At 69.8% G+C, this 25,663-nt stretch carries 22 protein-coding genes; 12 read left to right on the top strand and 10 right to left on the bottom strand.

Annotation, left to right across the window (positions count from 1 at the left end; genetic code table 11):
- Positions 1 to 109 precede the first annotated feature (109 nt).
- Positions 110 to 967: an NAD(P)H-binding protein gene (locus AC3EO7_RS34990; RefSeq protein WP_435593514.1), complete on the bottom strand. Its 858-nt coding sequence runs from the start codon at positions 965 to 967 to the stop codon at positions 110 to 112.
- Between the two features lie 80 nt (positions 968 to 1,047).
- On the opposite strand from AC3EO7_RS34990, the gene AC3EO7_RS34985 reads away from it, so the two are divergent.
- Together AC3EO7_RS34985 and AC3EO7_RS34980 are read left to right on the top strand one after the other, a co-directional pair.
- Complete coding sequence (locus AC3EO7_RS34985; protein WP_435593513.1) at positions 1,048 to 2,055, top strand: AraC family transcriptional regulator; 1,008 nt, start codon at positions 1,048 to 1,050, stop codon at positions 2,053 to 2,055.
- Positions 2,052 to 2,474 carry an acyl-CoA thioesterase gene (locus AC3EO7_RS34980; protein WP_245673654.1) on the top strand — a complete coding sequence of 141 codons (423 nt, stop codon included), beginning with the start codon at positions 2,052 to 2,054 and terminating at the stop codon, positions 2,472 to 2,474. The genes AC3EO7_RS34985 and AC3EO7_RS34980 overlap by 4 nt, the downstream gene beginning before the upstream one ends.
- On the opposite strand, the gene AC3EO7_RS34975 is transcribed toward AC3EO7_RS34980, so the two are convergent.
- Both AC3EO7_RS34975 and AC3EO7_RS34970 read right to left on the bottom strand, forming a co-directional pair.
- Complete coding sequence (locus AC3EO7_RS34975) at positions 2,464 to 3,240, bottom strand: SDR family oxidoreductase (RefSeq protein ID WP_435593512.1); 777 nt, start codon at positions 3,238 to 3,240, stop codon at positions 2,464 to 2,466. The genes AC3EO7_RS34980 and AC3EO7_RS34975 overlap by 11 nt on opposite strands.
- A gap of 52 nt (positions 3,241 to 3,292) precedes the next feature.
- A complete protein-coding gene (locus tag AC3EO7_RS34970) occupies positions 3,293 to 3,787 on the bottom strand; it encodes an Lrp/AsnC family transcriptional regulator (protein ID WP_431972249.1) in 495 nt (164 codons plus the stop codon).
- A gap of 143 nt (positions 3,788 to 3,930) precedes the next feature.
- Here AC3EO7_RS34970 and pdhA point away from each other — a divergent pair, with 143 nt between their 5' ends.
- From pdhA to AC3EO7_RS34955, 3 genes are read left to right on the top strand one after another with little or no spacing between them, the layout of a single operon-like run.
- Positions 3,931 to 5,043 carry a pyruvate dehydrogenase (acetyl-transferring) E1 component subunit alpha gene (gene pdhA, locus AC3EO7_RS34965; RefSeq protein WP_431972250.1) on the top strand — a complete coding sequence of 371 codons (1,113 nt, stop codon included), beginning with the start codon at positions 3,931 to 3,933 and terminating at the stop codon, positions 5,041 to 5,043.
- Positions 5,040 to 6,014, top strand: coding sequence for an alpha-ketoacid dehydrogenase subunit beta (locus AC3EO7_RS34960; protein ID WP_431972251.1), 975 nt, complete (start codon positions 5,040 to 5,042; stop codon positions 6,012 to 6,014). Before pdhA ends, AC3EO7_RS34960 begins: the two co-directional genes overlap by 4 nt.
- Positions 6,015 to 6,041: 27 nt before the next feature.
- A complete protein-coding gene (locus tag AC3EO7_RS34955; protein WP_431972252.1) occupies positions 6,042 to 7,382 on the top strand; it encodes a dihydrolipoamide acetyltransferase family protein in 1,341 nt (446 codons plus the stop codon).
- Here AC3EO7_RS34955 and AC3EO7_RS34950 read toward each other — a convergent pair.
- Positions 7,372 to 8,598 carry a benzoate/H(+) symporter BenE family transporter gene (locus AC3EO7_RS34950; RefSeq protein WP_435593511.1) on the bottom strand — a complete coding sequence of 409 codons (1,227 nt, stop codon included), beginning with the start codon at positions 8,596 to 8,598 and terminating at the stop codon, positions 7,372 to 7,374. The two genes, AC3EO7_RS34955 and AC3EO7_RS34950, sit on opposite strands and share 11 nt — an antisense overlap.
- A gap of 255 nt (positions 8,599 to 8,853) precedes the next feature.
- Here AC3EO7_RS34950 and AC3EO7_RS34945 point away from each other — a divergent pair, with 255 nt between their 5' ends.
- A complete protein-coding gene (locus AC3EO7_RS34945) occupies positions 8,854 to 9,663 on the top strand; it encodes a sulfurtransferase (RefSeq protein WP_435593519.1) in 810 nt (269 codons plus the stop codon).
- A gap of 41 nt (positions 9,664 to 9,704) precedes the next feature.
- Here AC3EO7_RS34945 and AC3EO7_RS34940 read toward each other — a convergent pair whose 3' ends face one another.
- Positions 9,705 to 10,442 (bottom strand): HNH endonuclease family protein, encoded by a 738-nt coding sequence (locus tag AC3EO7_RS34940; protein WP_431972254.1) that lies wholly within the window; start codon positions 10,440 to 10,442, stop codon positions 9,705 to 9,707.
- 50 nt (positions 10,443 to 10,492) lie between these two features.
- Positions 10,493 to 10,855 carry a hypothetical protein gene (locus AC3EO7_RS34935; protein ID WP_431972255.1) on the bottom strand — a complete coding sequence of 121 codons (363 nt, stop codon included), beginning with the start codon at positions 10,853 to 10,855 and terminating at the stop codon, positions 10,493 to 10,495.
- Between the two features lie 139 nt (positions 10,856 to 10,994).
- On the opposite strand from AC3EO7_RS34935, the gene AC3EO7_RS34930 reads away from it, so the two are divergent.
- On the top strand, positions 10,995 to 13,793 hold the full coding sequence (locus tag AC3EO7_RS34930; RefSeq protein ID WP_435593510.1) for a DEAD/DEAH box helicase: 2,799 nt from the start codon (positions 10,995 to 10,997) through the stop codon (positions 13,791 to 13,793).
- Positions 13,790 to 14,557: an SWIM zinc finger family protein gene (locus tag AC3EO7_RS34925; protein WP_431972257.1), complete on the top strand. Its 768-nt coding sequence runs from the start codon at positions 13,790 to 13,792 to the stop codon at positions 14,555 to 14,557. The genes AC3EO7_RS34930 and AC3EO7_RS34925 overlap by 4 nt, the downstream gene beginning before the upstream one ends.
- A gap of 508 nt (positions 14,558 to 15,065) precedes the next feature.
- On the opposite strand, the gene AC3EO7_RS34920 is transcribed toward AC3EO7_RS34925, so the two are convergent.
- Complete coding sequence (locus tag AC3EO7_RS34920; RefSeq protein WP_435593509.1) at positions 15,066 to 15,548, bottom strand: LIC_13387 family protein; 483 nt, start codon at positions 15,546 to 15,548, stop codon at positions 15,066 to 15,068.
- Positions 15,549 to 15,610: 62 nt separating this feature from the next.
- Here AC3EO7_RS34920 and AC3EO7_RS34915 point away from each other — a divergent pair, with 62 nt between their 5' ends.
- Together AC3EO7_RS34915 and AC3EO7_RS34910 are read left to right on the top strand one after the other, a co-directional pair.
- Positions 15,611 to 16,138 carry a TetR/AcrR family transcriptional regulator gene (locus tag AC3EO7_RS34915; RefSeq protein ID WP_431972259.1) on the top strand — a complete coding sequence of 176 codons (528 nt, stop codon included), beginning with the start codon at positions 15,611 to 15,613 and terminating at the stop codon, positions 16,136 to 16,138.
- A complete protein-coding gene (locus tag AC3EO7_RS34910; protein ID WP_435593508.1) occupies positions 16,135 to 16,926 on the top strand; it encodes a helical backbone metal receptor in 792 nt (263 codons plus the stop codon). Before AC3EO7_RS34915 ends, AC3EO7_RS34910 begins: the two co-directional genes overlap by 4 nt.
- A gap of 16 nt (positions 16,927 to 16,942) precedes the next feature.
- Here AC3EO7_RS34910 and AC3EO7_RS34905 read toward each other — a convergent pair whose 3' ends face one another.
- The 3 genes from AC3EO7_RS34905 to icmF all read right to left on the bottom strand — a co-directional run bounded on the left by AC3EO7_RS34905 (position 16,943) and on the right by icmF (position 22,950).
- Complete coding sequence (locus AC3EO7_RS34905; RefSeq protein ID WP_435593507.1) at positions 16,943 to 18,433, bottom strand: flavin-containing monooxygenase; 1,491 nt, start codon at positions 18,431 to 18,433, stop codon at positions 16,943 to 16,945.
- Between the two features lie 127 nt (positions 18,434 to 18,560).
- Positions 18,561 to 19,640: an amidohydrolase family protein gene (locus AC3EO7_RS34900; protein ID WP_435593506.1), complete on the bottom strand. Its 1,080-nt coding sequence runs from the start codon at positions 19,638 to 19,640 to the stop codon at positions 18,561 to 18,563.
- Positions 19,641 to 19,731: 91 nt separating this feature from the next.
- Positions 19,732 to 22,950, bottom strand: a complete 3,219-nt coding sequence (gene icmF / locus AC3EO7_RS34895; RefSeq protein ID WP_435593505.1) for a fused isobutyryl-CoA mutase/GTPase IcmF — start codon at positions 22,948 to 22,950, stop codon at positions 19,732 to 19,734.
- Positions 22,951 to 23,088: 138 nt separating this feature from the next.
- On the opposite strand from icmF, the gene AC3EO7_RS34890 reads away from it, so the two are divergent.
- Positions 23,089 to 23,976: a DUF2157 domain-containing protein gene (locus tag AC3EO7_RS34890; protein WP_435593504.1), complete on the top strand. Its 888-nt coding sequence runs from the start codon at positions 23,089 to 23,091 to the stop codon at positions 23,974 to 23,976.
- Positions 23,977 to 24,163: 187 nt separating this feature from the next.
- Complete coding sequence (locus AC3EO7_RS34885) at positions 24,164 to 25,663, top strand: CoA-acylating methylmalonate-semialdehyde dehydrogenase (protein ID WP_431972265.1); 1,500 nt, start codon at positions 24,164 to 24,166, stop codon at positions 25,661 to 25,663.

Here is a 25,663-nt window from a genome sequence, read left to right as displayed (position 1 = left end):
TCTGTGCGCCACGCCTCCGCGCGAATTCCATGACAAATGCTAAGTATTCGGCGGGAACCGCGGCGCGGTCGTCGTCGGCTCGCACCTCCTTCCGGCACGGCTGGCACTCTCAGTGCACGGGCACCTCCGTTACCGCCCACACCCCGGCCGCCGCGGTCTCGGCGACGTACTCGCTGAAGTCCCTGGCCTCGCGCCCGAGCGCGCGCCGCACACCATCCGTGGTGGCGGAGTTCCGGCCGTCGAGCAGGGTGCCGAAGAGGTAGTCCAGCAGGCTGATCTCGTCCGCCGGAACCTGGTATTCGGTCAGGCCCGCAACGAAGTCGGTGCGGGTGATCGGGACGAATTGGATGTCGCGGCCGGTGGCCTTCGCGATCTCGGCGGTCGCCTCGGCGAAGGACAGCGCACGCGGTCCCGTGAGCTCGTAGACCGCGCCGTCGTGCCCGGATTCCGTCAGCGCGGCGACCACCACGTCGGCGATGTCGTCGGCGTGCACGAACGGTTCCGGCACGTCGCCGTTGGGCAGCGCCACCGCGCCGGACAGGATGTAGTCCGCGAACGCGCCCTCGCTGAAGTTCTGGGCGAAGAAGGCGCAGCGCACCACGGTCCACGCCAGGCCGGATTCCCGCACGATCCGCTCGCACTCCAGCGCTTCGGGTTCACCGCGTCCGGACAACAGCACCAGCTTGCGCACGCCTGCGGCCTTGGCCGCGGCGCCGAACGCCCGGATGACGTCCGGAGCGCCCGGAGCGGCGAGATCGGGCTGGTAGGCGAGGTAGACGGCGTCCATATCGGTCAGTGCGGGCCCCCAGGTGCTGCGGTCTGTCCAGTCGAACGGAATCTCCGCGGAACGAGACCCGATGCGGACCTCGTGGCCGCTCGCCGCGAGCCGGGCCGCCACCCGGGAACCGGTCTTACCAGTGCCTCCGGTGACGAGGATGCAGGGCTGGGCGCTGTCGTTGCTGTTCATGTATTGAGTACATCGCCCGGAGCCGAGACGGAACATGGTTCAGCCGCTCGCAACCATGCGTGTGCGTCTACTGTGGACCTGTGGATGCGCTCGCCAGTCTGCTCGAAGGTCCACGCGCCAGAGGCGCGTTCCTGATGTGTTCGCTGCTCGATCCGCCGTGGTCGTTGCGCATCCAGGACGAAGCGCCGCTCACCGTGCTGTCGATGATCCGCGGCACCGCCTGGATCGTCCCGGACCGCACAGCGCCCGGCGCGAAGCCGAAATCGCAAGAGGCAAACAGGGTTTCGGGGACCAGCGAACCGCGCCAATTGCACGCGGGCGACGTCGCGATCTTCCGCGGCCCGCATCCCTACACCGTCGCCGACGATCCGGCGACGCCGCCGCAGATCATCATCCACCCCGGCCAGGTCACCAAGACCCCCGGAGGTGAAATCCTCTGCGAGACCTTGAGTCTCGGCGTCCGGCAATGGGGAACCGACCCGGAAGGCGCCACCATGATGGTGACCGGGACCTACGAGTCCGCGGGTGCGGCGAGCCAACGCCTGCTGCGCGCCCTGCCGCCCATCGCGGTGCTCCCGCACGGCGATTTCGACAGCCGCCTGCTCGACATCCTCGCCGACGAGGCCACCAAGGATCAGCCCGCCCAGGGCGCGGTGCTGGACCGCCTCCTCGACCTGGTGCTGATCGCCGCGCTGCGCGCCTGGTTCGCCCGCAACGACGCACCCGCCTGGTACCACGCCTACAGCGATCCGCTCGTCGGCAAGGCGCTGCGCCTGCTCCAGCACAACCCGGCGCACGGCTGGACCGTCGCGAGCCTCGCCGAGGCGGTCGGCGTGTCCCGCGCCGCGCTGGCCCGGCGGTTCACCGATCTGGTCGGCGAACCGCCGATGGCCTTCCTCACCGAATGGCGCCTCGCGCTCGCGGCCGACCTGCTCCAGGAATCGGACGCCACCATCGAGGCCATCGCGCGCCAGGTCGGCTACGGCTCGGCGTTCGCGCTCAGCGCCGCCTTCAAACGCCACTTCGGGGTCAGTCCCCGCGACCACCGGCAGGGCGCGGCCCCCGCTGAGCTATCGTCGGCCGGGTGACACAGCAGTATCCCGTGCTCTGGCCGGTACCGACTCGGTGGGCGGACAACGACCACTACGGCCACGTGAACAACGTGACGTACTACTCGTACTTCGACACCGCGGTGAACGCCTGGTTGATGCACGCGACCGGCACCGACATCAGGGATCTGCCCGCCCTCGGCGTGGTCGCCCAGACCTCGTGCCAGTACCTCGGTTCGATCAGCTTCCCGGACCAGCTCCAGGTCGGCCTGCGCATCTCCCGGCTCGGCCGCTCCAGCATCACCTACGACCTGGCGATCTTCCGTGACGCCGACGGCTCGCTCGAGCTCGCGGCCACGGGCGTCTTCGTGCACGTCTACGTGGACTCCGAGACGCGCAAGCCGGTCGAGATCCCCGAGGTGATCCGCACCGCGGCCGCCGAGCTCGTCACCGACTGACGGCGCCCCGGCGATCCCGAGCTCGAGCTGTTCGGTCAGCCAGGCGCGGAACCGCGGGTAATCGGCGTGGTCGGCCAGGTCGACCTGGCACTCGCCCGGCACCATCCGCCCGATGTCGTGGCGAGAGTACCGCGCCCGCCGAGGTGACCGCCTTGATCGCCAGCGCGGCGGCCGCCTCGTCGCCGGGGATCGGATCGCCGTGCAGCAACTCGGTGTCGACGCCCATCGGGCAGACGCAGCTGACCCGAATCCCGCTGTCCCCGTAAGTGACCGAGAGCCATTCGGCGAAGCCGACGGCGGCGTGTTTGGTGACCGAGTACGGTGCGGAGCCGATCTGGGTGAGCAACCCCGCGGCCGAGGCGGTCACGACGAAGTACCCCTCGCCGCGCGCCGACCAGCCGGGGACGAGCAGGCGAGCGGCGCGAACGTGGGCGAGCACGTTCACCTCCAGCGCGGCCGACCACTGCGCGTCGGTGCTGTCCAGGCCGGGGCCGCCGCCGATGCCCGCATTGGCGAAATACAGGTCCACCGGGCCGAATTCGGCTTCGGCGCGGTCGATCAGCGCCTGTATCACGCGCTCGTCGGAGACGTCTCCGCCGACTGACACAGCCTGTGCGCCAAGTGATTCCGCTACCGTGGCAGCCGAATCCGCGTCCAGGTCGGCGACCACGACTCGCGCCCCGCGCTCGGCGAGCCGCCGCGCCAGCGCCGCCCCGATTCCCGCGCCCGCCCCCGTGACGATCGCGACCTTGCCCGAAATCTCCATGCCCGCACCATATGCACAGCCGGAGATGGGCGGGAGGAGCGCGGGCGGGAACTCAGCTGGTTCCGGCCAGCCTATCCAGCAGCGGAGCGGTACGCGGACCCACGAGTTCCCGCATCACCAGCGCCATGTTGGTGCGCTCCACGCCCGGAATCTTGAGGATCTGCCCGGCAATTCGATAGAGGTCGTCGGCATCCTGGGCGACGATCCGGACGGTGAGGTCGGTGAGCCCGGTCATGCCGCACACCTCGGTGACCTCGGGGACCTCGGCGAGTTCGTCCACCACCGAATCCAATTGGTGCTGATCGACGACCACCGCGACGAACGCGGCGAGCGGATACCCCAGCGCCCTTGGCTGCACCCGTCGTTCGAAGCTCCCGAGTACACCGCTCGCCTCCCACCGCGACAGCCGCGCCTGCACGGTGTTGCGGGACAGGCCGAGGCGGTTGGCCAGTTCCACGCCGGTCGCCCTCGGGTTGGCCACCAGCTCCAGCAGCAGGCGCGCGTCGGTGGCGTCCAACGTGGCGTCGACGGGTTCCTTACTGGACATACAACGCAGTATGACACCAATTGGACCGACCGATTTGAGCATTCTGCTCATTCGTATGTCGGCCACTTGCGCAGACCGCCTTCTCGTGGATGCTGTGAAGTAGGACACATTCGTGCTCGGCGCAGATGAGGAGGCGAGCGGTCATGGCGGAGAAGCCCACATACCCGGTGCAGTTGATCCAGCCCGACGGCCGCCGCGTTCTCGATCGCAAGCACGCCGCCCTCGTCGCCGACGTCGGGCCGGACCAGCTGCGCGCGCTCTACGAGGACATGGTGGTCACCCGCCGCATCGACGTCGAGGCGACCGCGTTGCAGCGCCAAGGCCAGCTCGGACTGTGGCCGCCGCTGCTCGGGCAGGAGGCCGCCCAGGTCGGCTCGGCGCGCGCCCTGCACGCCGACGACTACGTGTTCTGCAGCTACCGCGAAGCCGCCGTCGCCTACTGCCGCGGCGTCCCGCCCGCCGACCTCACCCGCCTGTGGCGCGGTGCGGCGCACTACTGCTGGGATCCGGGCGCGGTGAACATGACCAACCCGAACATCGTGGTCGGATCGCAGGGCCTGCACGCCACTGGATACGCCTACGCCGCGCACCTGGACGGCGCCGAGATCGCCACCATCGCCTACTTCGGCGACGGCGCGACCAGCCAGGGCGACATCGCCGAGGCGCTCGGCTTCGCCGCGAGCTGGAGCGCGCCGGTGGTCTTCTTCTGCCAGAACAACCAGTGGGCGATCAGCGCACCGGTGCGGGTGCAGAGCGCGACGCCGATCGCGCGTCGGGCGTACGGGTACGGCATGCCCGGCGTGCAGGTCGACGGCAACGACGTGCTGGCGGTGCTCGCGGTGACCAGGCAGGCCGTGGCGCGGGCGCGCTCGGGCGGCGGGCCGTCCTTCATCGAGGCGCTCACCTATCGGATGGGCCCGCACACCACCGCCGACGACCCGACCAGGTACCGCTCCGCGGCCGAGACCGAGGAGTGGAAGCGTCGCGATCCGATCGACCGGGTGCGCAGACTGCTGGCGCGGGAGGGTCTGCTCGACGAGGACTGGGAACGGCGGGTCGCCGCCCATGCCGACGACGTCGCGCGGCAGGTGCGCACCGCGACCATCGAGATGCCCGACCCGGCGCCGATGGAGCTGTTCGACCACGTCTACGCGACAGCGCATTCGCTGCTCGACCAAGAGCGGCGGGAATACGCGGAGTACCTGACCGGCGACCCCGGTCCGTCCTCCGCGGGACAGGAAGGAGCACGCCCATGATCACCACCTTCGCCAACGCGCTGAACACCGGGCTGCGCCGGGCGCTGGAGGACGATCCGAAGGTCGTGCTCATGGGCGAGGACATCGGCAAGCTCGGCGGCGTCTTCCGGGTGACCGACACGCTGCAGAAGGACTTCGGCGACAACCGCGTCGTGGACACCCCGCTGGCCGAATCCGGCATCGTCGGAACGGCTTTCGGCATGGCGCTGCGCGGGTATCGCCCGGTCTGCGAGATCCAGTTCGACGGGTTCGTCTATCCGGCGTTCGACCAGATCGTCTCCCAGGTCGCCAAGATCCACTACCGCACCAAGGGAAAGGTGATCGCGCCCATCACGATTCGCATTCCGTTCGGCGGCGGCATCGGTTCGGTGGAGCATCATTCGGAATCGCCGGAGGCCTACTTCGCGCACACCGCCGGGCTTCGGGTGGTCTCGCCGAGCAACCCGGCCGATGCGTACCACCTTCTGCGCCAAGCGATCGCGCTGGACGACCCGGTCGTCTTCTTCGAGCCGAAGCGGCGCTACTGGGACAAGGCCGACGTCGATTTCGGCGCCCCGCCCGAGCTTCCGATGGATCGGGCCCGGGTGTGCGTCACCGGTGCGGACGCCACCGTCGTCGCGTACGGCGGCACCGTTTCCACGGCGTTGACCGCCGCGAAAATCGCTGCGGAGGAAGGACATTCGCTCGAGGTGATCGACCTGCGCAGCCTCGCGCCGATCGATTTCGACACCGTCGAGGAATCGGTCGACAAGACCGGCAGGCTGGTCGTCGTGCACGAGGCGCCCGTCTTCGGCGGGCTCGGCGCCGAGATCGCGGCGCGGATCACCGAACGCTGCTTCTATCACCTGGAATCGCCGGTGCTGCGGGTCGGCGGGTTCGACATCCCTTACCCCCCGGCTAAGCTCGAGAAGCACCACCTGCCCGACGCCGATCGCATCCTCGCTGCGGTCGATCGTTCGCTCGCCGCCTGACCATCGATCCGATCCGAGAGGCGCTCCGTGGAAGACGACGGCCACGTTCTGGAATTCCGGCTCCCGGATCTCGGGGAGGGGCTCACCGAGGCCGAGGTGGTGTCCTGGTCGGTGGCCGTCGGCGACGACGTCGAGCTGAATCAGACCATCGCGGAGGTGGAGACCGCCAAGGCCGTGGTCGCGCTTCCCTCGCCGTTCGCGGGACGGGTCGAGGAGCTGCTCGCCGAGCCGGGGGAGACGGTCGAGGTGGGCGCGCCGCTGATCCGGGTGCGGACCGCGTCGCCGCCAACGGCGGTGGCCGCCGCCCAGATCGAGCCCGAGGCGGCCGGTGAGCCGTCGCCAGGACCCGACACCGCGGACGGCAACGGCCGGAAATCGGTGCTCGTGGGTTACGGGCCCGAAGGCGAGGCCGAGTCGCGCAGGCGCAGGCCCGCGCCGGAAGCGCGCGCCGCGGCGACGCCCGCCGCTCGCAAACTGGCCAAGGAACTCGGCATCGACCTGTGGTTCGTCGCCGGTTCCGGTCCGAACGGCGCGGTCACGGTCGAAGACGTGCGCGGCGCGGTGCCCGTCTCGCCCCCGCGGCCCTCCACGCACCGCACCGACCTCGCGCCCGCGCCGAGCCCGGCGCCCCCGGCGTCGGACCAGGACGCCGGCGTGATTCGCCCCTCGGTGCGCGAGGAACGCGCACCGATCACCGGCATCCGCAAGCGCACCGCGGCGGCCATGTCGGCGAGCGCGCGGACGATCCCGCAGGCCAGCGTCTTCGTCACGCTCGACTGCACCGCGTCGATGGAGCTGCTCGACCACCTGCGCACCACCAAATCCTTTGCCGGACTGACGCTCACGCCGCTGGCCTTGGTCGCCAAGGCGACGCTCGCCGCGATCGCGGAGTTCCCCGGCGTGAATGCCTGCTGGGACGAGGCGAATCAGCAGATCGTCACGAAGCACTACGTGAATCTCGGCATCGCGGTGGCCACCGGCCGCGGCCTGCTGGTGCCCAATCTCAAAGAGGCGCAATCGCTCGGCCTGCGCGACCTGTGCCGCGAGATCGGCTGGCTGGCCGAGACCGCGCGCTCCGGCTCGGCGACCCCGGCCGACCTGCGCGGCGGCACCTTCACACTCACCAACGTCGGTGTCTTCGGCGTCGACGCCGGGGTGCCGCTGGTCAATCCCGGTGAGGCCGCGATCCTGTGCCTCGGCTCGATTCGGCGTCGGCCCTGGGTGTTTCGCGACGAGCTGGCCGTCCGCTGGGTGACCACGCTCGGCATCAGCTTCGACCACCGCATGATCGACGGCGAACTGGCCGCGCGCTTCCTCGCCACCACCGCAGGTCTCCTGGAAGACCCGCTCACCCTGCTCAGCCGGTAGCGGTGGCGCGCGTGCGCAGTGCCCAGCGCACGATCAGGCCCCCGATCAAGGCCCAGAACGCGGCCCCGATGCCGAGGAATCCGACGCCGGACGCGGCGACGAGAAAGGTGATCACGCCCGCCTCGCGGTGTTCTTCTGCGCGCAGTGCGCCCGCCAGCGCCGTGGCCAGTGTCGCGAGCAGCGCCAGCCCGGCCACCGTCTCCAGCGTGCCCTCCGGTGCGGCGGCCACCAGGGTGACCAGGGCTGCGGAGCCGAGGGCGAGCAGCACGTAGGCGACGCCCGCGGTGCAGGCCGCGATCCAGCGGCGCTTCGGATCCGGGTGTGCGGCAGGCGCGGCGGACAGGGCGGCGCTGATCGCGGCCAGGTTGATCGCGTGGCCGCCCGCGGGCGCGCCGAGGATGGTGCCGACACCGGTGACGGTCATGGCCGCCCGCCACGGCACCCGGTAGCCGAACGACCGCATCACCGCGGTGCCCGGGATGTTCTGCGAGGCCATGGTGACGATGTAGAGCGGGATCGCGATGCCGATCATCGCCTGCCAATTCCACTGCGGCAGGGCCAGTTCCACCGTCGGCGCCATGGCGGCGAGGTCGAGGTCGCGATGCTCGGCCACGATGCTCACGCCCGCACCGACGGCGGCGACGCCGAACGCGGCGATCACCGCCCAGCGCTTGGCGAACCGCTGGAGAACCAGCCACACCACGATCACCGGGACCACCACCGCGGGACTGGTCGCCACCGCCCGCACCGGCGCGAGGCACAGCGGCAACAACACGCCCGCCAACATGGCCTGCGCGATCTCGACCGGAATCGCGGCGATCAGGTTCCCGAGCCGCTGCCAGAGCCCGGTGATCAGGATCAGCACGCCGGTCAGCGCGAAAGCGCCGAGCGCGGCCCGCCAGCCGCCCGCGATCGCGCCCGTGCTCGCGAGCAGCGCGGCGCCGGGCGTCGACCAGGCCAGCGTGATCGGCATCCGGTAGCGGTAGCTGAGCAGGATGATCCCGATGCCCTGGGTGACGCACACCGCGAGCAGTCCGGACGCGGCCTGAGCCGCGGTGGCGCCCACCGCCGTCAACCCGCTCAGCACCACCGCGAACGAACTGGTGAACCCGACCAGGGCGGTCACCACGCCCGCCCCAAGCGGCTGCGCGAGCCCGGCGGTGATTGCTTCCCTCGGCTCGGTATCGGGGTCGGTGGGCGCGGAAACCTTGGTCATTGTCCGGATACTGCCGCTGGTCACACGGCGTGTCACCGGCCAGTGCCCGGAAACTGGACCGAACTTCGCGCGCGGTCCCTACCGGCGGGCATGTCGCGCGAGTGCGCACATCGGCGGCGCGCGATGCGTAGGCGCACCTCCGCCTTCGCTGCGGCCATGCGCGGGCAATCGACGGACCTCGTCCGACAGCGTCCATTATGGTGGGAGGGTCGGCGCGCGAGGGAAACTGGACGAGGAGCTGGGTTGAGCGCGGTACTGATCTCTGCGGGGGAACTTCGGGAAGCACTGGCGGACAGGCGGTTTCGCCTACTCGACGTGCGGTGGGCGCTGGGCGATCCGGATGGGCCGCAGCACTACCTCGACGGGCACATTCCCGGTGCGGTCTTCGTCGATCTGGAGACCGAACTGGCCGCACCGCCCTCGCCCGCGCGTGGACGGCATCCGCTGCCCGATATCGCGCAGCTGGAGAAGTGCGCGCGCAGCTGGGGCATCCGCACCGGCGACCCGGTGGTCGTCTACGACGCGACCGGCGGCATGGCTGCCGCGCGGGCGTGGTGGCTGCTGCGCTGGGCTGGTCTCGCCGATGTCCGCATCCTCGACGGCGGCCTGCCCGCCTGGACCAGTGCGGGCGGTGAACTGGTCTCCGGCGCCGAACCCGATCCGGAACTCGGCGACGTCGAGCTGCGACCGGGCAAGCTGCCGGTGGTAGACGCCGACGCCGTCGCCAAGTGGAAGGGTGTGCTGCTCGACGCCCGCGCGGGCGAGCGGTATCGCGGCGAGGTCGAGCCGGTCGATCCGAAGGCCGGACACATCCCCGGCGCGGTGAGCGCGCCGACCGCCGAGAACCTCGACGCGGACGGGCATTTCCGCGCCGCGGCCGAATTGCGCGAGCGTTTCGCCGGATTCGGCTCCGGCCCGGTCGCGGTCTACTGCGGCTCCGGCGTCACCGCCGCCCACCAGGTCGCCGCGCTCGCCGTCGCGGGCGTCGAGGCCGCGCTGTATCCCGGGTCCTGGTCGCAGTGGTCCAACGATCCCAAACGCCCGGTCGCGACGGGCGCGCAGTAAGTACTCGGCGCACGAGTCGCCGCCGGAGGACGGGCGCGCCGTCACGGGCAAGTGCGGGCGATGTCGTGCAACGTCGCGTTGTCCGCCTCGGTGACAGGTAGGTCGTAGCGCACCGCGACGGTGAGGTAGCGGCCCGCGTAGAAGCAGTGGTCGGCGCGCGAAGGCGGCAACCACTCCGAGGGCGTACCGTCGCCCTTGGCCTGGTTGACGCGCGCCGAGGTGGCCAGGAGGTTGGTCTCGACGTCGTTGGCGAACAGCACGCGGCGCTGCGGCGGCCAGGTGGACGCGCCCATGTCCCAGGCGGCGGCCAGCGGATAGACGTGATCGATCTGCGCGTCGCCCGCGTCGGCCTTGCGGAAGGCGCGTCGATCGCCGGTGTACGGGTCGTCGAGGGTGCCCGACACGACGACGCAGTCGCGCGTGCCCTCCCGGAAGCGCACGTCGGTGAGCTGGGCGGCGAGCACGTTGTTGCGGGTGTCGCAGCCGTCGTGCCCGCCGGGGCCCTCGTAGTCGTCGGTCCAGGACGGGCCGAAGACACAGCCCTGTCCGTTGCCGCAGCCGCGCTCGTAGCCGCCGGGTCGCGTGCGCTCGGCGATCACCCTGACCTCGGCGAGCAACTGTTCGAGCTGAGCCCTGCTCGGGCTGCCCGGTGCCGGGGCGACCTGGCCCGCGGACCACCCTCCACAGCCCGCGAGCAGCAGCGCCGCGACGAGCGGCGCGAGCAACCGACCCTGGACGTGAGTACGCACGATGCCACTTGTACTCGTGTGCACCGACATTCGTGGGTCTTGCGACAAGCGAGCTGATCAGTTGTGGAGCGTGCGCGGCCTCACAACCAGGCGCGCGCCAGCAGGTCGTCGCCGGCGACCTCGGTCGCTCGCGGCGGGAATCTGGTGGCCGCGATGGACTCGGTGTGCATCCCGTCGTGCCCGATCAGCCAGGAGCCGCCGCGTTCCTCGCACTCGGCGATCTTGGCGAAGGTGGTGAGCAGGAAGGTGATCGCCACGTGCGGGTCCGGGACCTGGGCCAGGTGCTGTGATTCCCCTGGGCGTGACAGGTCGATCCACACGCCGCCCACACCGTCGAGACGCATCCCGACGATCTTTGCGGCGTTGACGAAGGTGAACTTGCGCCGCTCCCACGGCGTTGTAGGCGAGAAGCTCTGCTCGGTTACCTGGAGCAGAATTGTCATGCTGCTGCCCTCCGCTTCCTTGACACTCAGCTGTGATTCTCAGTCGTGACCAGCGGATATCCCAGTATGTTCCGCTCAGCGCCAGAAATCCAGGACGGCGCGGCGGCGAGATGTCGGACCCGCCTGATTGGATGGGCGGATGCTGCACGGACTGTGGTCGCCAGGGGCCGGTCTGCTGCTGTGGACCGACGACGGGGTGCCGGACGCACTGCCCGACCCGCTGGGCGGCGTCCTTCGCGCGTCGCGGTTCCGGCACCGGGCCGAGGTTCTCGCGCCCGGGTCCGGCGCGTCCGAGCGGGTCACGGTGCCCGCGCACGCGCTCGCGCCGGAGGCCGCCGCCGCGGCGCTGCGCCAGCCGTTGCCCGCCTCGGCCGTATCCGGTGATCTGCGCTTTCTCGCCCACGTCGCGCACGGTGTCGAGCGGTGGGTGCGGGCCGGGCGGATCGTGCCCGAATTGCGCAGGGACGACGGCCAATGGTGGGTGCGGTGGCGGTTGGTGGGCGGCGCACGTCAGCGTGCCTGGCTGGCCGAGCTCGCGGTGGCCGCTCCGGCCGCCCTGCACGTGGCCGGGCGGCCCGCCGCCGTGCTGGAGGATCTCGTCGGCGAGCTGACCGACCCGATCGCCAGGCGGTCGATGGACGCGCCGCCGCTGTCGCATCCGCTGCTGGCCGCGCTGGTCGGCGACAGCCCCCTCGACAGCGGCAGCCATCAGCTGGCCGAGGTGCTGGAACGCTGGCGCGCAGGACTGACCGTGGACGAGCCGGAATTGGTACTGCGCCTGCTGGAGCCGGACGGCGAGCTCGGCTTCGCCGACGACTCGGTGGCGCTGTGGCGCCTGGAGGTCTGCCTGCGCACCGAGGGTGAGGCGCCCGCGCCGATCCCGCTGCACGGTGACCCGAGCCTGGTCCGCACCGTCATCGACAAGCTGGGGGAGGCGCAGCGCGCCTATCCCAGGCTGCGCGACCTGCCGACCGATCCGCGCACCATGGATCTGCTCTTGCCGACCGAGGTGGTGGCCGATCTCGTCGCGCACGGCGCGCACGCGTTGCAGGCGGCGGGCATCCGGTTGCTGCTGCCGCGCGCGTGGAGCATCTCCGCCCCGTCCATGCGGCTGCGGGTGGAGAGCGCGGTTCCCGCGGCGGAGAGCACCGTCGGCATGCGCGGATTGGTCCGTTACCGTTGGGAATTGGCGCTCGGCGACACCGTGTTGACCGAGGCCGAGATGGCGCGTCTCATTCGCGCCAAATCCGATCTCGTGCAGTTGCGTGGCGAATGGGTGCAGGCCGATCACAAGGCGCTCGCCGCCGCGGCCCGCTATGTCGCCGCGCACAGCGATGATTCGCCGATCACCTTCGCCGACATGATCGGCGAACTGGCGAGCAGCCGGGTCGAGCAGGTGCCGATCACCGAGGTCACCGCCACCGGATGGGCGGCCGAACTGCTCGATCGCGGGCACGACGCGGAGCCGGTCCCCGCCCCGAGCGGCCTGAAGGCGCAGCTGCGCCCCTATCAGCTGCGCGGCCTGTCCTGGCTGGTCACCATGAGCCGAATGGGTTGCGGCGCCATCCTCGCCGACGACATGGGCCTCGGCAAGACGGTGCAGGTGCTGGCACTGCTCGTGCACGAGCGGGAACAGTCCGCGGATCCCGGCCCGACGCTGCTGGTGTGCCCGATGTCGGTGGTCGGCAACTGGCAGCGCGAGGCCGAGCGGTTCGCGCCGGACCTGCGGGTGCTGGTGCACCACGGCGCGGGTCGGCGCGGCGGCGCGGAACTGAATGCGGCGGTGGCCGAGGCCGACCTGGTGCTCACCACCTATTCGCTGCTCGCCAGGGACATCGAAGCGTTGAGCAAGCAGGACTGGGAACGCGTCGTGCTCGACGAGGCCCAGCACATCAAGAACGCGGGGACGCGACAGGCCCGCGCCGCCCGCGCGCTGCGGGCGCGACACCGCTTGGCGCTCACCGGAACTCCCGTCGAGAACCGGTTGGAGGAGCTGCGCTCGATCCTCGATTTCGCGATGCCGAAACTGCTGGGCAGCCCACAGACCTTCCGCGCGCGGTTCGCGGTGCCGATCGAACGGGAGGGTGATCAGAACGCGATCTCGCGGCTGCGGTTCGTCACCCATCCGTTCGTGCTGCGCCGGGTGAAGACCGATCCCTCCGTCATCAGCGACCTGCCGGAAAAGCTGGAGATGACGGTGCGCGCCAACCTGACCGTCGAGCAGGCCGCGCTGTACCAGGCGGTGGTCGACGACATGATGGAGAAGATCAGGAACGCGAAAGGCATGGCGCGCAAGGGCGCCGTGCTCGGCGCGCTGACCCGCCTCAAACAGGTGTGCAACCACCCCGCGCACTTCCTCGGCGACGGCTCCGGCGTCCTGACCCGCGGCAAGCACCGATCCGGCAAGCTGGCCTTGGTCGAGGACGTGGTGGACGCAGTGCTCGCCGACAGCGAGAAGGCGTTGCTGTTCACCCAGTTCCGCGAGTTCGGCGAGCTGATCGCGCCGTTCCTCGCCGAGCGCTTCGGCGCCCCGATCCCGTTCCTGCACGGCGGCGTGCCCAAGCGCCGTCGCGACGCCATGGTCACCGGATTCCAGTCCGAGGACGGGCCGCCGTTGATGTTGTTGTCGCTCAAGGCCGGTGGTACCGGACTGAACCTGACGGCCGCCAATCACGTGGTGCACCTGGACCGTTGGTGGAATCCGGCGGTGGAGAACCAGGCGACCGACCGCGCGTTCCGAATCGGGCAGCAGCGCGCGGTGCAGGTGCGCAAGCTCGTCTGCGTCGACACGATCGAGGAGCGGATCGACGAGATGATCAACGGCAAGCGCAGGCTCGCGGACCTGGCCGTCGGGGCGGGGGAGAACTGGATCACCGAGCTGAGCACCGACGAACTGCGCGACCTGTTCGCCCTCGGCGCCGAGGCGGTGGGTGAATGACGTTCGAGGACTACAGCAAGTACGGCAAGCGACTGCCGGTCGAGGGCGGCGTCGCGGCGCGCAGCCGCCGCGGCGGATTCGGGCGCACCTGGTGGGGCAGGGCGCTGATCGACGCGGTCGAGGCGATGGCCGAGCCGGGCCGGTTGGCCCGCGGGCGCAGCTATGCGCGGTCCGGGCAGGTGGTGAGTTATCGGATCGAGCCGGGTGCGGTGGTCGCGGAGGTGCAGGGCAGCCAGCCGCGCCCGTTCACCTCGGCGTTCCGCGTGCGCGCGGTGCGCGAGGAGGAACTGGACCTGCTGATCGAGACGATCCGCAGCTCGCCGGGCATGCTGGCCGAGATCGCCTCGGGCGCGCTGCCCACCGGGCTCGGCTCGCTGCTGTTGCCCAGTACGGCGGCCGAGCTGGACTTCGACTGCACCTGTCCGGACCCGGGCTGGCCGTGCAAACACGTCGCGGCGGTCTGCTACCTGCTCGCCGAGCGACTCGACGAGCGGCCCCGCGAGATTCTCACGCTGCGCGGGTTGGACCTGGACACCTTGATCCGCGGTATCGAACGAGACCCGCGACCAGTCCAGAGCGACGATCCGTACGGCGACGAGACGCCCCTTCCGGGCCTCCCGAAGGTCGAATTCCGTTCCGCGATGGACGATCTCGATCCCGTGCTGCTACGCAAGGCGCTTCGCATGAGCACCGAGGACGAGGCGAGCGCGGCGACCGGAATACGGGAGCTCGCCGCGCTGTATACCTCGCTACGAGACACCTAGGCCCTGTGTCACACCTAGGCACTGTGCCACACCTAGGCACTGTGTCACACCTAAGCCCTGTGTCGAACAGGCCCTGCGTCGAAGTCCCATCCGGCACCTCCGCGGATCGGATCGCCGCCTGGCCGCGTTGTCGTCGCCGATACAACCCCGATATCGGCTCCTCCTCCGCCTTGCCAGGTGACGATCCGAGCCACGGAGGCATCCGGCCGGACTTCGACACAGGGCCTGGCCGCGGGGCCGAGCCCGCCGCGGCATATTCGTGCCGACGAAAGCCAGCACCCGGCATCGAGGCTGGGCCCGCGTCTCCGGACTTCGTCGGGCGGATCCCGTCCGGTGCGCTGGGGCCGGTGTGTCTCGGCGCCGGGTGCCACTTCCCAGTCTGCTCCGTCGGAGTTGGCGAGGTAACGCCCGATTGCTGTCCGTTCACTGCCCTTGTGCCGAACCTGCGCTGCCCTGCCGTTCCGCCGACGGTCCGTCCCGTGAAGGGTCGCTGACCTGCGCTTTTCGTCTATTCCGTCGATGGGCGCGGCCCGGCCACCAGCACGGCCGCGTAGCAGAGTGTCGAGAGCCCGCCGAACGCGACGACGAGTTCGGGGAAGTACAGGCAGGAGATCCAGAACGTGCCGCCCCCCGCCGCCACGCAGATCCAGTTGAACAGCGACCAGCGCGCGATCAGCCCCGGCGCCGCCCGGACGGCCACCACCGCGAGCAGCGGAAAGAGAAAGCCGAACAGCCCCATGCCCACGCTGTAACCGGTGTTGAGCCCGAACACCGTCACTTCCCTGCCGCCCTCGAACAACGCCGTCGTGGTGTTCCTGGACAGCTCGTTGATCACTTCCTCACCGGCGACATCGGCCCCGTTGAAGATGTGCAGGGCGAGCTCGTGGCCGAAGCCGATCAGGCCGAGGAACACGGCGCCCGCGTAGTGGACGCGGATCGGCCATCGGGCGGTGGAGCTGCGGGGCTGGGCGGTGGCTGTCATAGCGGTCATCGCGACCTCCGGAGGTGAGCATCCCAGGAACAGAACAAAAATTATGTTATAGGGTGGTCTTCGTGGCGGGCAAGACCTCATGGCTGGCATCCGGGCTGTCGATTCTCGGCACGGCGGGGCCGACGGCGCTGACCATCGACAAACTGGTCGCGTCGACCGGGCTGAGCACCGGGTCCTTCTACCACCACTTCTCGGGCATGCCGGGCTACAAGAAGGCGCTGCTCGCGCACTTCGAGGAGGTGCAGACGCTGCGCTACATCCGCGAAGTGCAGGCGGCCGAGCGCCTGGACCCGCGCGGCAGGCTCGACCTGCTGATCGACCTGGTTCTCGCCGATGGGGAACCGGCCCGCCTGGAAGTGGCGGTCCGGGCGTGGGCGCTGGACGACCCGGTCGCCGCCGCGGCCAAGCAGCGCGTCGATGCCGCCCGGCTGGCGTTCCTGCGCCAACTGCTCGACGAGATCGGCTATCCGGAGCCCGCTGCCGAGCAGACGGCGCAGATTCTCTACCTGCTGGTACTCGGCGCGGGCAACACGCTGCCCGAGGTGCCGCCCGAGCGGCTGCGCGTCCTGTGTGACCGGATTCTGTCGTGAACGTCGTTCCGCCCCGGCATATCTCGCTGCGCGACGACCTGGGCGCCGAGGTGTCGATCGTCCGCCCGGTGCGGCGCGTGGTGTCGCTGGTGCCTTCGCTCACCGAATCGGTCGCGGCCACCTGTCCCGATTTGCTCGTCGCGGCGACGCAGTGGTGCACCCACCCGGCCGACCTGTCCGTCGAACGGGTGCGCGGCACCAAGAACCCGAACCTGCGCCGGATCGTCGAACTGGCTCCCGATCTGGTGCTGTGCAATCGTGAGGAGAACCGCCGCGCGGACGTGGAACGCCTGCGCGCGGCGGGTATCCCGGTGTGGGTCACCAGAATCGAGACGCTGGACGCCGCGTTCCCCTCGCTCGCCAGGCTGTTCGTCGAGGCCATCGGCGTACCCGCGCCGCCCTGGTTGCATGCCGCCGAAAACGTTTGGGCCGCAGCGCCTCCGGAGCCCGAGCGGGCGACGGTCATCCCGATCTGGCGCAAGCCGTGGATGGTAGTCGGCCGCGATACCTTCACCGGCGACCTCGCGCGCAGGCTCGGGCTGCGCCTCGTGCACGCGGACCGCCCGGAGCGCTACCCCCGCGTGGACGAGGCCGAACTGACCCGCGGCGTCGAGCTGGCGATTCTGCCCGACGAGCCGTACGTCTTCACCGAAACCGATGGGCCTGAGGCATTTCCGGGCATTCCCTGCGCGCTGGTGGAGGGCCGCAGCCTCACCTGGTACGGCCCTTCCCTCGTCACCGCCCGCGAGACCCTGACCCGGCAGATCGCCGCCGCGACCACCCGCTGAGGAGCGCCCGCCGCGCTCAGGACGCCGCGGCGAACCGGTAGTCGGCCAGATCGAAATGACCGCTGCGCCACGTTGCCTCCACGGTGGTGGAAGGCCGCAGCGGCACATCGCCGTGCTTGTCGAAGTAGTAGCTGTTGGACACGGCGCAGGATTCCTGCCAGAACACCTGGCCGCCCCGCCGGGCCAGCATCTCCCGGAAGTAGCGATCGTTGGCTTCCTCGGTGACCTCGACCAGGGTCGAATCGGTCGCGCGGGCGTGCCGCAGGCAGCGCAGGATGTGGCGGACCTGGTTCTCGATCAGCGCGAAATACGACGAGCCGTTGTAGCCGTACGGGCCGATCACCGAGAAGAAGTTCGGGAAGCCGGGCACGCTGACGCCCTCGTAGGCCTGCAATCGGTGCTCGTCCCACCACTTCTCGAGATCCCGGCCGCCGACGCCGCGCAGATCGTAGGTCGGCATGTTGCCCGATTCCATCACCTTGAAGCCGGTAGCCAGGATCAGCACGTCCGCGGTGTGCTCCGTGGCGTCGGTCCGCACGCCGGTGGCGGTGATCTCGCGAATCGGGTCGGTCTCCAGCACCACGTTGTCGCGATTGAAGGCGGTCAGATAATCGTTGGAGAAACTGGGGCGCTTGCAGCCCAGCGCGTAACGGGGCGTGAGCTTTTCGCGTATCACCGGGTCGTGCACCTGGCGGCGCAGGTGGGCGAGCCCGGCGCGCTCGCCCACCGCGGCGGTCGGCAGCGACCGGTAGTAGTGGGCCGCGATGGGGAAGGTCAGCTCCACGTAGGCCTGGCTGATCAATCTGGTCAGTGATCGCCCGCCGGGCAGCCGCAGGGCCAGGCGCACCGGGGCGGGCAGCGGGAGATCGGGCCGCGGCAGGCACCAGATCGGGGTGCGCTGGAAGACGACGAGATGGGCTACCTCGGGGGCGATCTCCGGGATCACCTGCACCGCGGAGGCGCCGGTTCCGATGATCGCGACTCGCTTGGCGCGCAGGCTTTCCCGGTGATCCCAGCGCGAGGTGTGCATGGTCGCGCCGCCGAAATCGCCGACGCCGGGGATGTCCGGCAGTTTCGGCCGGGTCAGCACGCCGGTCGCGCTGATCACGAAGCGGGCGCGCAACTCGTCGCCGGAGTCGGTGCGCAGCCGCCACAGGTGGCGCTGTTCGTCGAATTCCGCGTCGGTGATCGTGGTGCGAAAACGGATGCGTGGGCGCAGTCCGTACTTGTCCACGCACGATTCGGCGTAGGCCTTGAGTTCGTGGCCGGGTGCGTAGACCCGCGACCAGTCCGCCCGCTGATCGAAGGAGAACTGATAACTGAACGACGGAATATCCACGGCCACACCGGGATAGGTGTTCCAGTGCCAGGTGCCGCCCGCGCCGTCCGCGTCGTCGACGATGAGGAAGTCCTCGAAACCGGCCGCGCGCAGCTTGATCGCCGCGCCGATGCCGGAGAACCCGGCCCCGACGATGATCACTTCGTGGTCGATGGTCGTCTCGTTCATCGCACCGCTCGCTCCATGAGTCCGGCTGCGCGGACGCATGTGATGTCGGGCGACATCACTGTCCGCACCTGCCACCTCATTAGGCGCGCGCCCCGCGCCTTTGTCAACGGGCCGCGACTCGGCGGAGCTACTCCGGCGCCTCGACGCGGTAGACCCGCTCGGCGGTGCCGCGGAAGATCTGGGCCAGATCGACGGGTCCGCCACCGTGGGCGGTCACGGCGTCGGCGACCACCTGCGCGCTGTCGGCGATGCTCGTGATCGGTTTGTCCACCGGGAAGTTCGACCCCCACAGCAGCCGCTCGGGCCCGAAGACGTCCATCGCGTGCGTGACCAGCGGACCGATCCGCTCCACCAGCTCGGGCACCGGCGTCGAACTCCCGCGCGCGGGCACCGGATGCCCGAGTATGGGCATCATCAGTCCGCTGACCTTGGCGACCACATTGGGCAGGGCGCCCAGCGCGCTCAGGTCGTCGCGCCAGCTCAGGAACAGTTTCCTGCGCTCGCCCGGATTCGCGCCGGTGTACTTGCCGACCTTGCCGTACAGACCCGCGGGCGTGGCGAGGTGGTTCAGCACGATGGTGACCTCGGGATAGCGCTCGGCCAGCGCGGTCACCTCCGGCAGTTGGTGCGAGTACACCCAGGCCTCGAAGGAGAGCCCGCGCTCGGCGAGTTCGGCGAACCCGTCCAGGAAACGGCTCCCGGTGAGCGCGCCCGCGCTGCCCGCGAAGGACCTGATGCCGGTGTCGGGGTGGTGCGCGACCATCGTGCGGATGCCGCGGAACAGCGGCGACGCCGTCCGGTGCGCGTCGAGCAGGGCCGCGAAGCCGTCGGCGGCCGGATCGGCCGAGCCGATGACGGCGCCGAGCCGCGGTGTGTCGACGCCGAACGGCAGGCTGGCAACCCAGCGGGTCTCGTCGGCCTTGGCGGTCGGGCCGGACCCGGTCCACTCGACCTCGATGTGCACGATCGACTCGACAGGGACGCCCGTCGCGTCGGACCGGTAGTCCGCGGGCAGATAGGGATGCACGTATGCCGTTGGGTCGCCGACGAATTCACGGTCGCGGCGCGGGGCGAGCCGGGTGGCGAGATCGATCGGCACCGGCAGGTATTTGAACAGCCGGGCGAGGTTGCTGAAATCGCGCGGCGTGGTCAGCGGATCCCACTGGTGGATGTGCGCGTCGATCACGTGTAGGCCCGCGAGGTCCATCGTGTCCCTCCTGTCGTGGCGGATTACCCGGCGATTGTCACACGGCGGTGGCCGTGCGCGGGCCAACGACGAGCTTCGCCGGCCCCGAGCCTCACACGTTGCGCCGGTACTGTCCGCCGACCGTGAAGAAGGCGTCGGTGATCTGCTCCAGCGTGCAGACCCGCGCGGCGTCCATCAGCACCGCGAAGATGTTCTCGTCGGTGCGTGCCACCGCGTCCAGCCGGGCCAGCACCGCGTGCGCCGCGTCGCGATGGCGTTGCTGGAACTCGCGCACGCGGTCGAGCTGGGACTTCTTCTCCGCCTCGGTGGCGCGTGCCAGCTCGAGCACCCGGTGTTGCTCGGCGTTCGGATTGCGGAATGTGTTGACCCCGACGATCGGCAGCGAGCCGTCGTGCTTGCGCCGCTCGTAGAGCATGGATTCGTCCTGGATCTTGCCGCGCTGGTAGCCGGTTTCCATGGCGCCGAGCACGCCGCCGCGTTCGCTGATCCGCTCGAACTCGACGAGCACCGCCTCCTCGACCAGATCGGTGAGTTCGTCGACGAGGAAGCTGCCCTGGAGGGGGTTCTCGTTCATCGCCATGCCCCACTCGCGGTTGATGATCAGCTGGATGGCCAGCGCGCGGCGCACCGATTCTTCCGTCGGCGTGGTCACCGCCTCGTCGTAGGCGTTGGTGTGCAGGCTGTTGCAGTTGTCGTAGACGGCGATCAGCGCTTGCAGCGTGGTGCGGATGTCGTTGAAGTTCATCTCCTGGGCGTGCAGCGAACGGCCCGAGGTCTGGATGTGGTACTTCAGCTTCTGCGAGCGTTCGTTGGCGCCGTACCGGTCGCGCAGGGCGATCGCCCAGATGCGCCGCGCGACCCGGCCGATCACCGAGTACTCCGGGTCCATGCCATTGGAGAAGAAGAACGACAGATTGGGTGCGAAGTCGTCGATGTCCATGCCGCGCGCCAGATAGGCCTCCACGTAGGTGAATCCGTTGGCGAGGGTGAAGGCGAGCTGGCTGATCGGGTTCGCGCCCGCCTCGGCGATGTGATACCCCGAGATCGACACCGAGTAGAAGTTGCGAACCTTGTTGCGCACGAACCATTCCTGGATGTCGGCCATCATGCGCAGGCTGAACTCGGTGGAGAAGATGCAGGTGTTCTGGCCTTGGTCCTCCTTGAGGATGTCGGCCTGCACGGTTCCGCGCACGGTGGCCAGCGTCCTCGCCCGGATGTCGGCGGCCTCGTGCTCGGACGGTTCGCGTCCCTCGGCGGCCGAGAAGCGGTGCATCGCTTGGTCGATGGCGGCGTTGAGGAAGTAGGCCAGGATGGTCGGGGCTGGGCCGTTGATCGTCATGGAGACCGACGTGGTCGGCGCGGTCAGGTCGAAACCGTCGTAGAGCGCCTTCATGTCGTCGAGCGAGGCGATCGAGACGCCCGAGGTGCCGACCTTGCCGTAGATGTCCGGCCGTTCGTCGGGATCGCGCCCGTAGAGCGTCACCGAATCGAAGGCGGTCGACAGCCTCGTCGCGTCGGCGTGCGCGGAGAGCACCTTGAAGCGCCGGTTGGTGCGGAACGGATCGCCCTCGCCCGCGAACATCCGCGCGGGATCCTCGTTGTCCCGCTTGAACGGGAACACCCCCGCCGTGAACGGAAAGCGGCCCGGCAGGTTCTCCGCGCGCAGAAAGCGCAGCAGCTCACCGTGATCGGTGTAGCGGGGGAGCGCGACGCGCGCGATGCTGCTGCCCGACAACGACTCCCGGCGCAGCGGCGTGTGTATCTCGCGGTCGCGCACCCGCACCACCTGTTCGTCGCCGCGGTAACTCTCCGCGATCGAGGGCCATTCGGCCAGCAGCGCGGCATTGTCGCCGGTGAGTTCGGTGCGTGCGGCGGTCAGCAGCTCGGCGACCGCCGCGTCCTCGGGCAGCTCGGCGAGCACCTGCTCGCACCGCTGGACGCGCTGCGCCGCGGCGACCTGCCGGGCGGTCTCGGCGTGGTAGCCGCGCACCGCTTCGGCGATCTCGGCCAGGTAGCGCACCCGGGCGGGTGGGATGATCTGTGCGAAACGAGTGGAGACCTTGGTGTCGACCCGCGGCAGCGTCCCGGGCTCCAGCCGCAAGCCGTGCTCGCCGAGCAGGCCGGTCAGGTGCTGGTAGAGCGCGGTCACGCCGTCGTCGTTGAAAGTCGCCGCGCTGGTGCCGAAGACGGGCATGTCCTCCGGGCGGGCGCCGAAGGCCTCGCGGTTGCGCAGCAGCTGACGCGACACGTCGCGCACCGCGTCGGCGGCGCCGCGGCGCTCGAACTTGTTGACGGCCACCATATCCGCGTAGTCGAGCATGTCGATCTTCTCGAGTTGGGAGGCCGCGCCGAACTCCGGCGTCATGACGTACATCGACACGTCGACGTGGTCGACGATGGCGGTGTCGCCCTGGCCGATACCCGGCGTCTCCAGGACGACCAGGTCGTACCCGGCGGCCTTGCACGCCGCGATGATGGTGTCGATGTTGCGCGGCAGTTCGTGATTGCCCCGGGTGGCCAGCGAACGGAAGAACACGTGCGCGCCGTCGAGCGCGTTCATTCTGATCCGGTCGCCGAGCAGCGCGCCGCCGCCGCGGCGGCGGGTCGGGTCGACCGCGAGGATCGCGACGCGGAGCTTGTCTTGTTGATCGGAGCGCAGTCGTCGCACCAATTCGTCTGTCAGCGAGGACTTTCCGGAGCCTCCGGTGCCGGTGATGCCCAGCACCGGCACGGCGCGCGCGTTCGCCGCGGCGAGCAGCGCCTCGCGGTCGGCGGCGGGCAGGGTGTCCTGTTGCAGGCAGGTGATGGCGCGGGCCAGCGCGGGCCGTTCGCCCGCGAGCACGGCCTCGGTCGCGGGGAACTCCTCGGCGAGGTCGTCATCGCAGGCGCGCACCAATTCGTTGATCATGCCGGGCAATCCGAGCCGCTGGCCGTCCTCGGGGGAGAAGATCCGCACGCCGACGTCTGCCAGTCGCTCGATCTCCTCGGCCACGATCACCCCGCCGCCACCGCCGAAGATCCGGATGTGGCCCGCTCCCGCCTCTTTCAGCGCGGCCGCGAGGTATTCGAAGTATTCGATGTGGCCGCCCTGGTACGAGCTGACCGCGACGCCGTGCACGTCCTCCTCGATCGCGGCCGCGACCACCTCGTGCACGGCGCGGTTGTGCCCGAGGTGGATCACCTCCGCGCCCTGGGACTGCAAGATCCGGCGCATGATGTTGATCGCGGCGTCGTGCCCGTCGAACAGGGCCGCCGACGTCACGAAACGGACGGGATGGGCGGGAGTGTGGAGCGCGCTGCTGTCGGCCACGGGAGTCCTCCGGCGAGTCCTTATGGCGCCCGATACTAGGACGTCAAAGTAATTCTACGGTGACAGCGATCACATCGCCAGATAATCGCGAGCCGCCACGCCGTGGCCTCCGCCGGATGTCGCGGTGATACTGGACCGATGGCTCATGGGCATCGGGTGGGGACGGCACTGCGCCGGCTGGTCGACGAGGGTGTGCTGACCGAGGCGCAACGGGATGCGGTGGCGGCCGAGGTGGCCGCCGAGGAGGCCGCGGCGCGGCCGTCGCCGGGCAAGCTGGTCGCCGAGGTCGCGGCGTACGCCGGTGCGGGACTGCTGCTCGGCGGGCTGGTGCTGTTCCTCGAGGCGTCGTGGGGCGATCTCGCGCAGGCGAGCCGGGTGGCGATCCTGGCGGCCGTCGCGATCGGGCTCGCGCTGGGCGGCATCGCGCTGGCCGGACGCGCGTCGCTGTTCCGTTCGCCGGTGCCGACCGCGCGGACGCGCCTGGCCGCGGTGTTGTTCGCGCTCGCGGCGGCCGCGCTCGCCGGTGCGGTCGGGGCGGGCATCGACGATTCGGGATCCGACGAGGCATGGGTGCTCGCGGTATGCGCGGGTCTGGTCGCGGCGGTGCTCGGCTATGTGGCGCTGCCCTCGGTGGTCGGCATGCTCGCGTGCGCGGGTTTCGCGGTGCCCGTCGTCGGCGGCGTGCTCGGCACACTGTTGGAATTGGACGAACTCTGGGTCGGCCTAGGCTTTTTCGCGCTCGGGATGGTCTGGTTCGGGCTGACGCGCGCGGGTGCGTTCGTCGAGTTCTGGGCGGGATACGCGATCGCGATCGCCCTCGCGCTGCTCGGCGCGCAGTGGGTCGACTTCGAGGGGCGCGGCGTGTCGGCCGGGCTCACCGTGCTCGTCGCGATCGCCTGCTTCGCGTTGTACGCGACGCACCGTTCGCCGGTGCTGGTGATCGGCGGCGCGGGGCGGTCGCGATCGCCATCGCCGAGGCGGTGTCCGAGTGGACCGAGGGGTTGGGCGCGGCCGGTCTCGTTCTGATCGTGGGCGCCGTGCTGCTGACGACGGGTGCGATCGTCATGGCGCGGTCGCCGCGCGGGTCCGATTGACCCTCGAACCGGTGGGATGAATCACATTCGTGTCCTGTCATGTAAATACTTGGACATCCAACTATAGGATGACCGCAGATCGCGCCACCGCGCGTCGACGACGACAGACAAGGACTGGCATGGTTCGCGAACTCACTCACTTCATCGGCGGGCAACACGTCGCAGGCGCCTCGGGCAACTTCGGCGATGTCTTCGACCCGAACATCGGCCAGGTGCAGGCGCGCGTGCCGTTGGCGAGCAAGTCCGAGGTAGCGGCGGCCATCGCGAACGCCGCGGCGGCCCAGCCGGTGTGGGCGGCGTTCAACCCGCAGAAGCGGGCCAGGGTGCTGATGAAGTTCCTGACCCTGGTGCAGGACGAGATGGACAGCCTGGCCGCGCTGCTCTCCGCCGAGCACGGCAAGACCATCGCCGACGCCAAGGGCGACATTCAGCGCGGGCTCGAGGTCGTCGAGTTCGCCACCGGCATCCCGCACCTGCTCAAGGGCGAATACACCGAGAGCGCGGGCACCGGCATCGACGTCTACTCGATGCGTCAGCCGCTCGGCGTCGTCGCGGGCATCACCCCGTTCAACTTCCCGGCCATGATCCCGCTGTGGAAGGCCGGTCCCGCGCTGGCCTGCGGTAACGCCTTCGTGCTCAAGCCGTCCGAGCGCGACCCCTCGGTCCCGCTGCGGCTGGCCGAGCTGTTCCTGGAGGCGGGACTGCCCGCCGGCGTGTTCAACGTGGTCAACGGCGACAAGGAGGCCGTGGACACGATCCTGCACGATCCCCGGATCAAGGCCGTCGGCTTCGTCGGCTCCACCCCGATCGCCCAGTACATCTACGAGACGGCGACCGCGAACGGCAAGCGCGCCCAGTGCTTCGGCGGCGCGAAGAACCACGCCATCGTGATGCCGGACGCCGATCTCGACGATGTCGCCGACCAGCTGATCGGCGCGGGCTACGGTTCCGCGGGCGAGCGCTGCATGGCCATCTCGGTGGCCGTGCCGGTCGGCGAGGAGACTGCCGATCGTCTGGTGGCCAAGCTGACCGAGCGGGTGCACAAGCTCAACATCGGGCGCTCCGACGACCCTGGCGCCGATTTCGGCCCGCTGGTCGGCAAGGACGGCGTGGACCGGGTGAACAACTACGTCCAGATCGGCATCGATGAGGGGGCCGAGCTGGTCGTGGACGGTCGCGGCCTGACCGTCGAAGGCAGCGAGGACGGCTACTTCGTCGGCGCGACGCTGTTCGACAAGGTCACCGCCGACATGCGCATCTACAAAGAGGAGATTTTCGGCCCGGTGGTCAGCGTCGTGCGCGCCAAGGACTACGAGGAGGGTCTGCGCCTGGCCAACGAGCACGAATACGGTAACGGCGTGGCCATTTTCACCCGCGACGGCGACACCGCCCGCGATTTCGCGTCCCGGGTGGAGGTCGGCATGGTCGGCATCAACGTGCCGATCCCGGTGCCGATCGCGTACTACACCTTCGGCGGCTGGAAGCGGTCCGGCTTCGGCGATCTGAACCAGCACGGCCCGGATTCGATCCGCTTCTACACGAAGACAAAGACGGTGACCCAGCGCTGGCCTTCCGGTCTGAAGGAGTCCAACGCGTTCGTCATCCCGACGATGGACTGA

The organism is Nocardia sp. bgisy118, from assembly GCF_057708605.1.
This window is presented reverse-complemented; position numbering and strand designations above follow the sequence as displayed.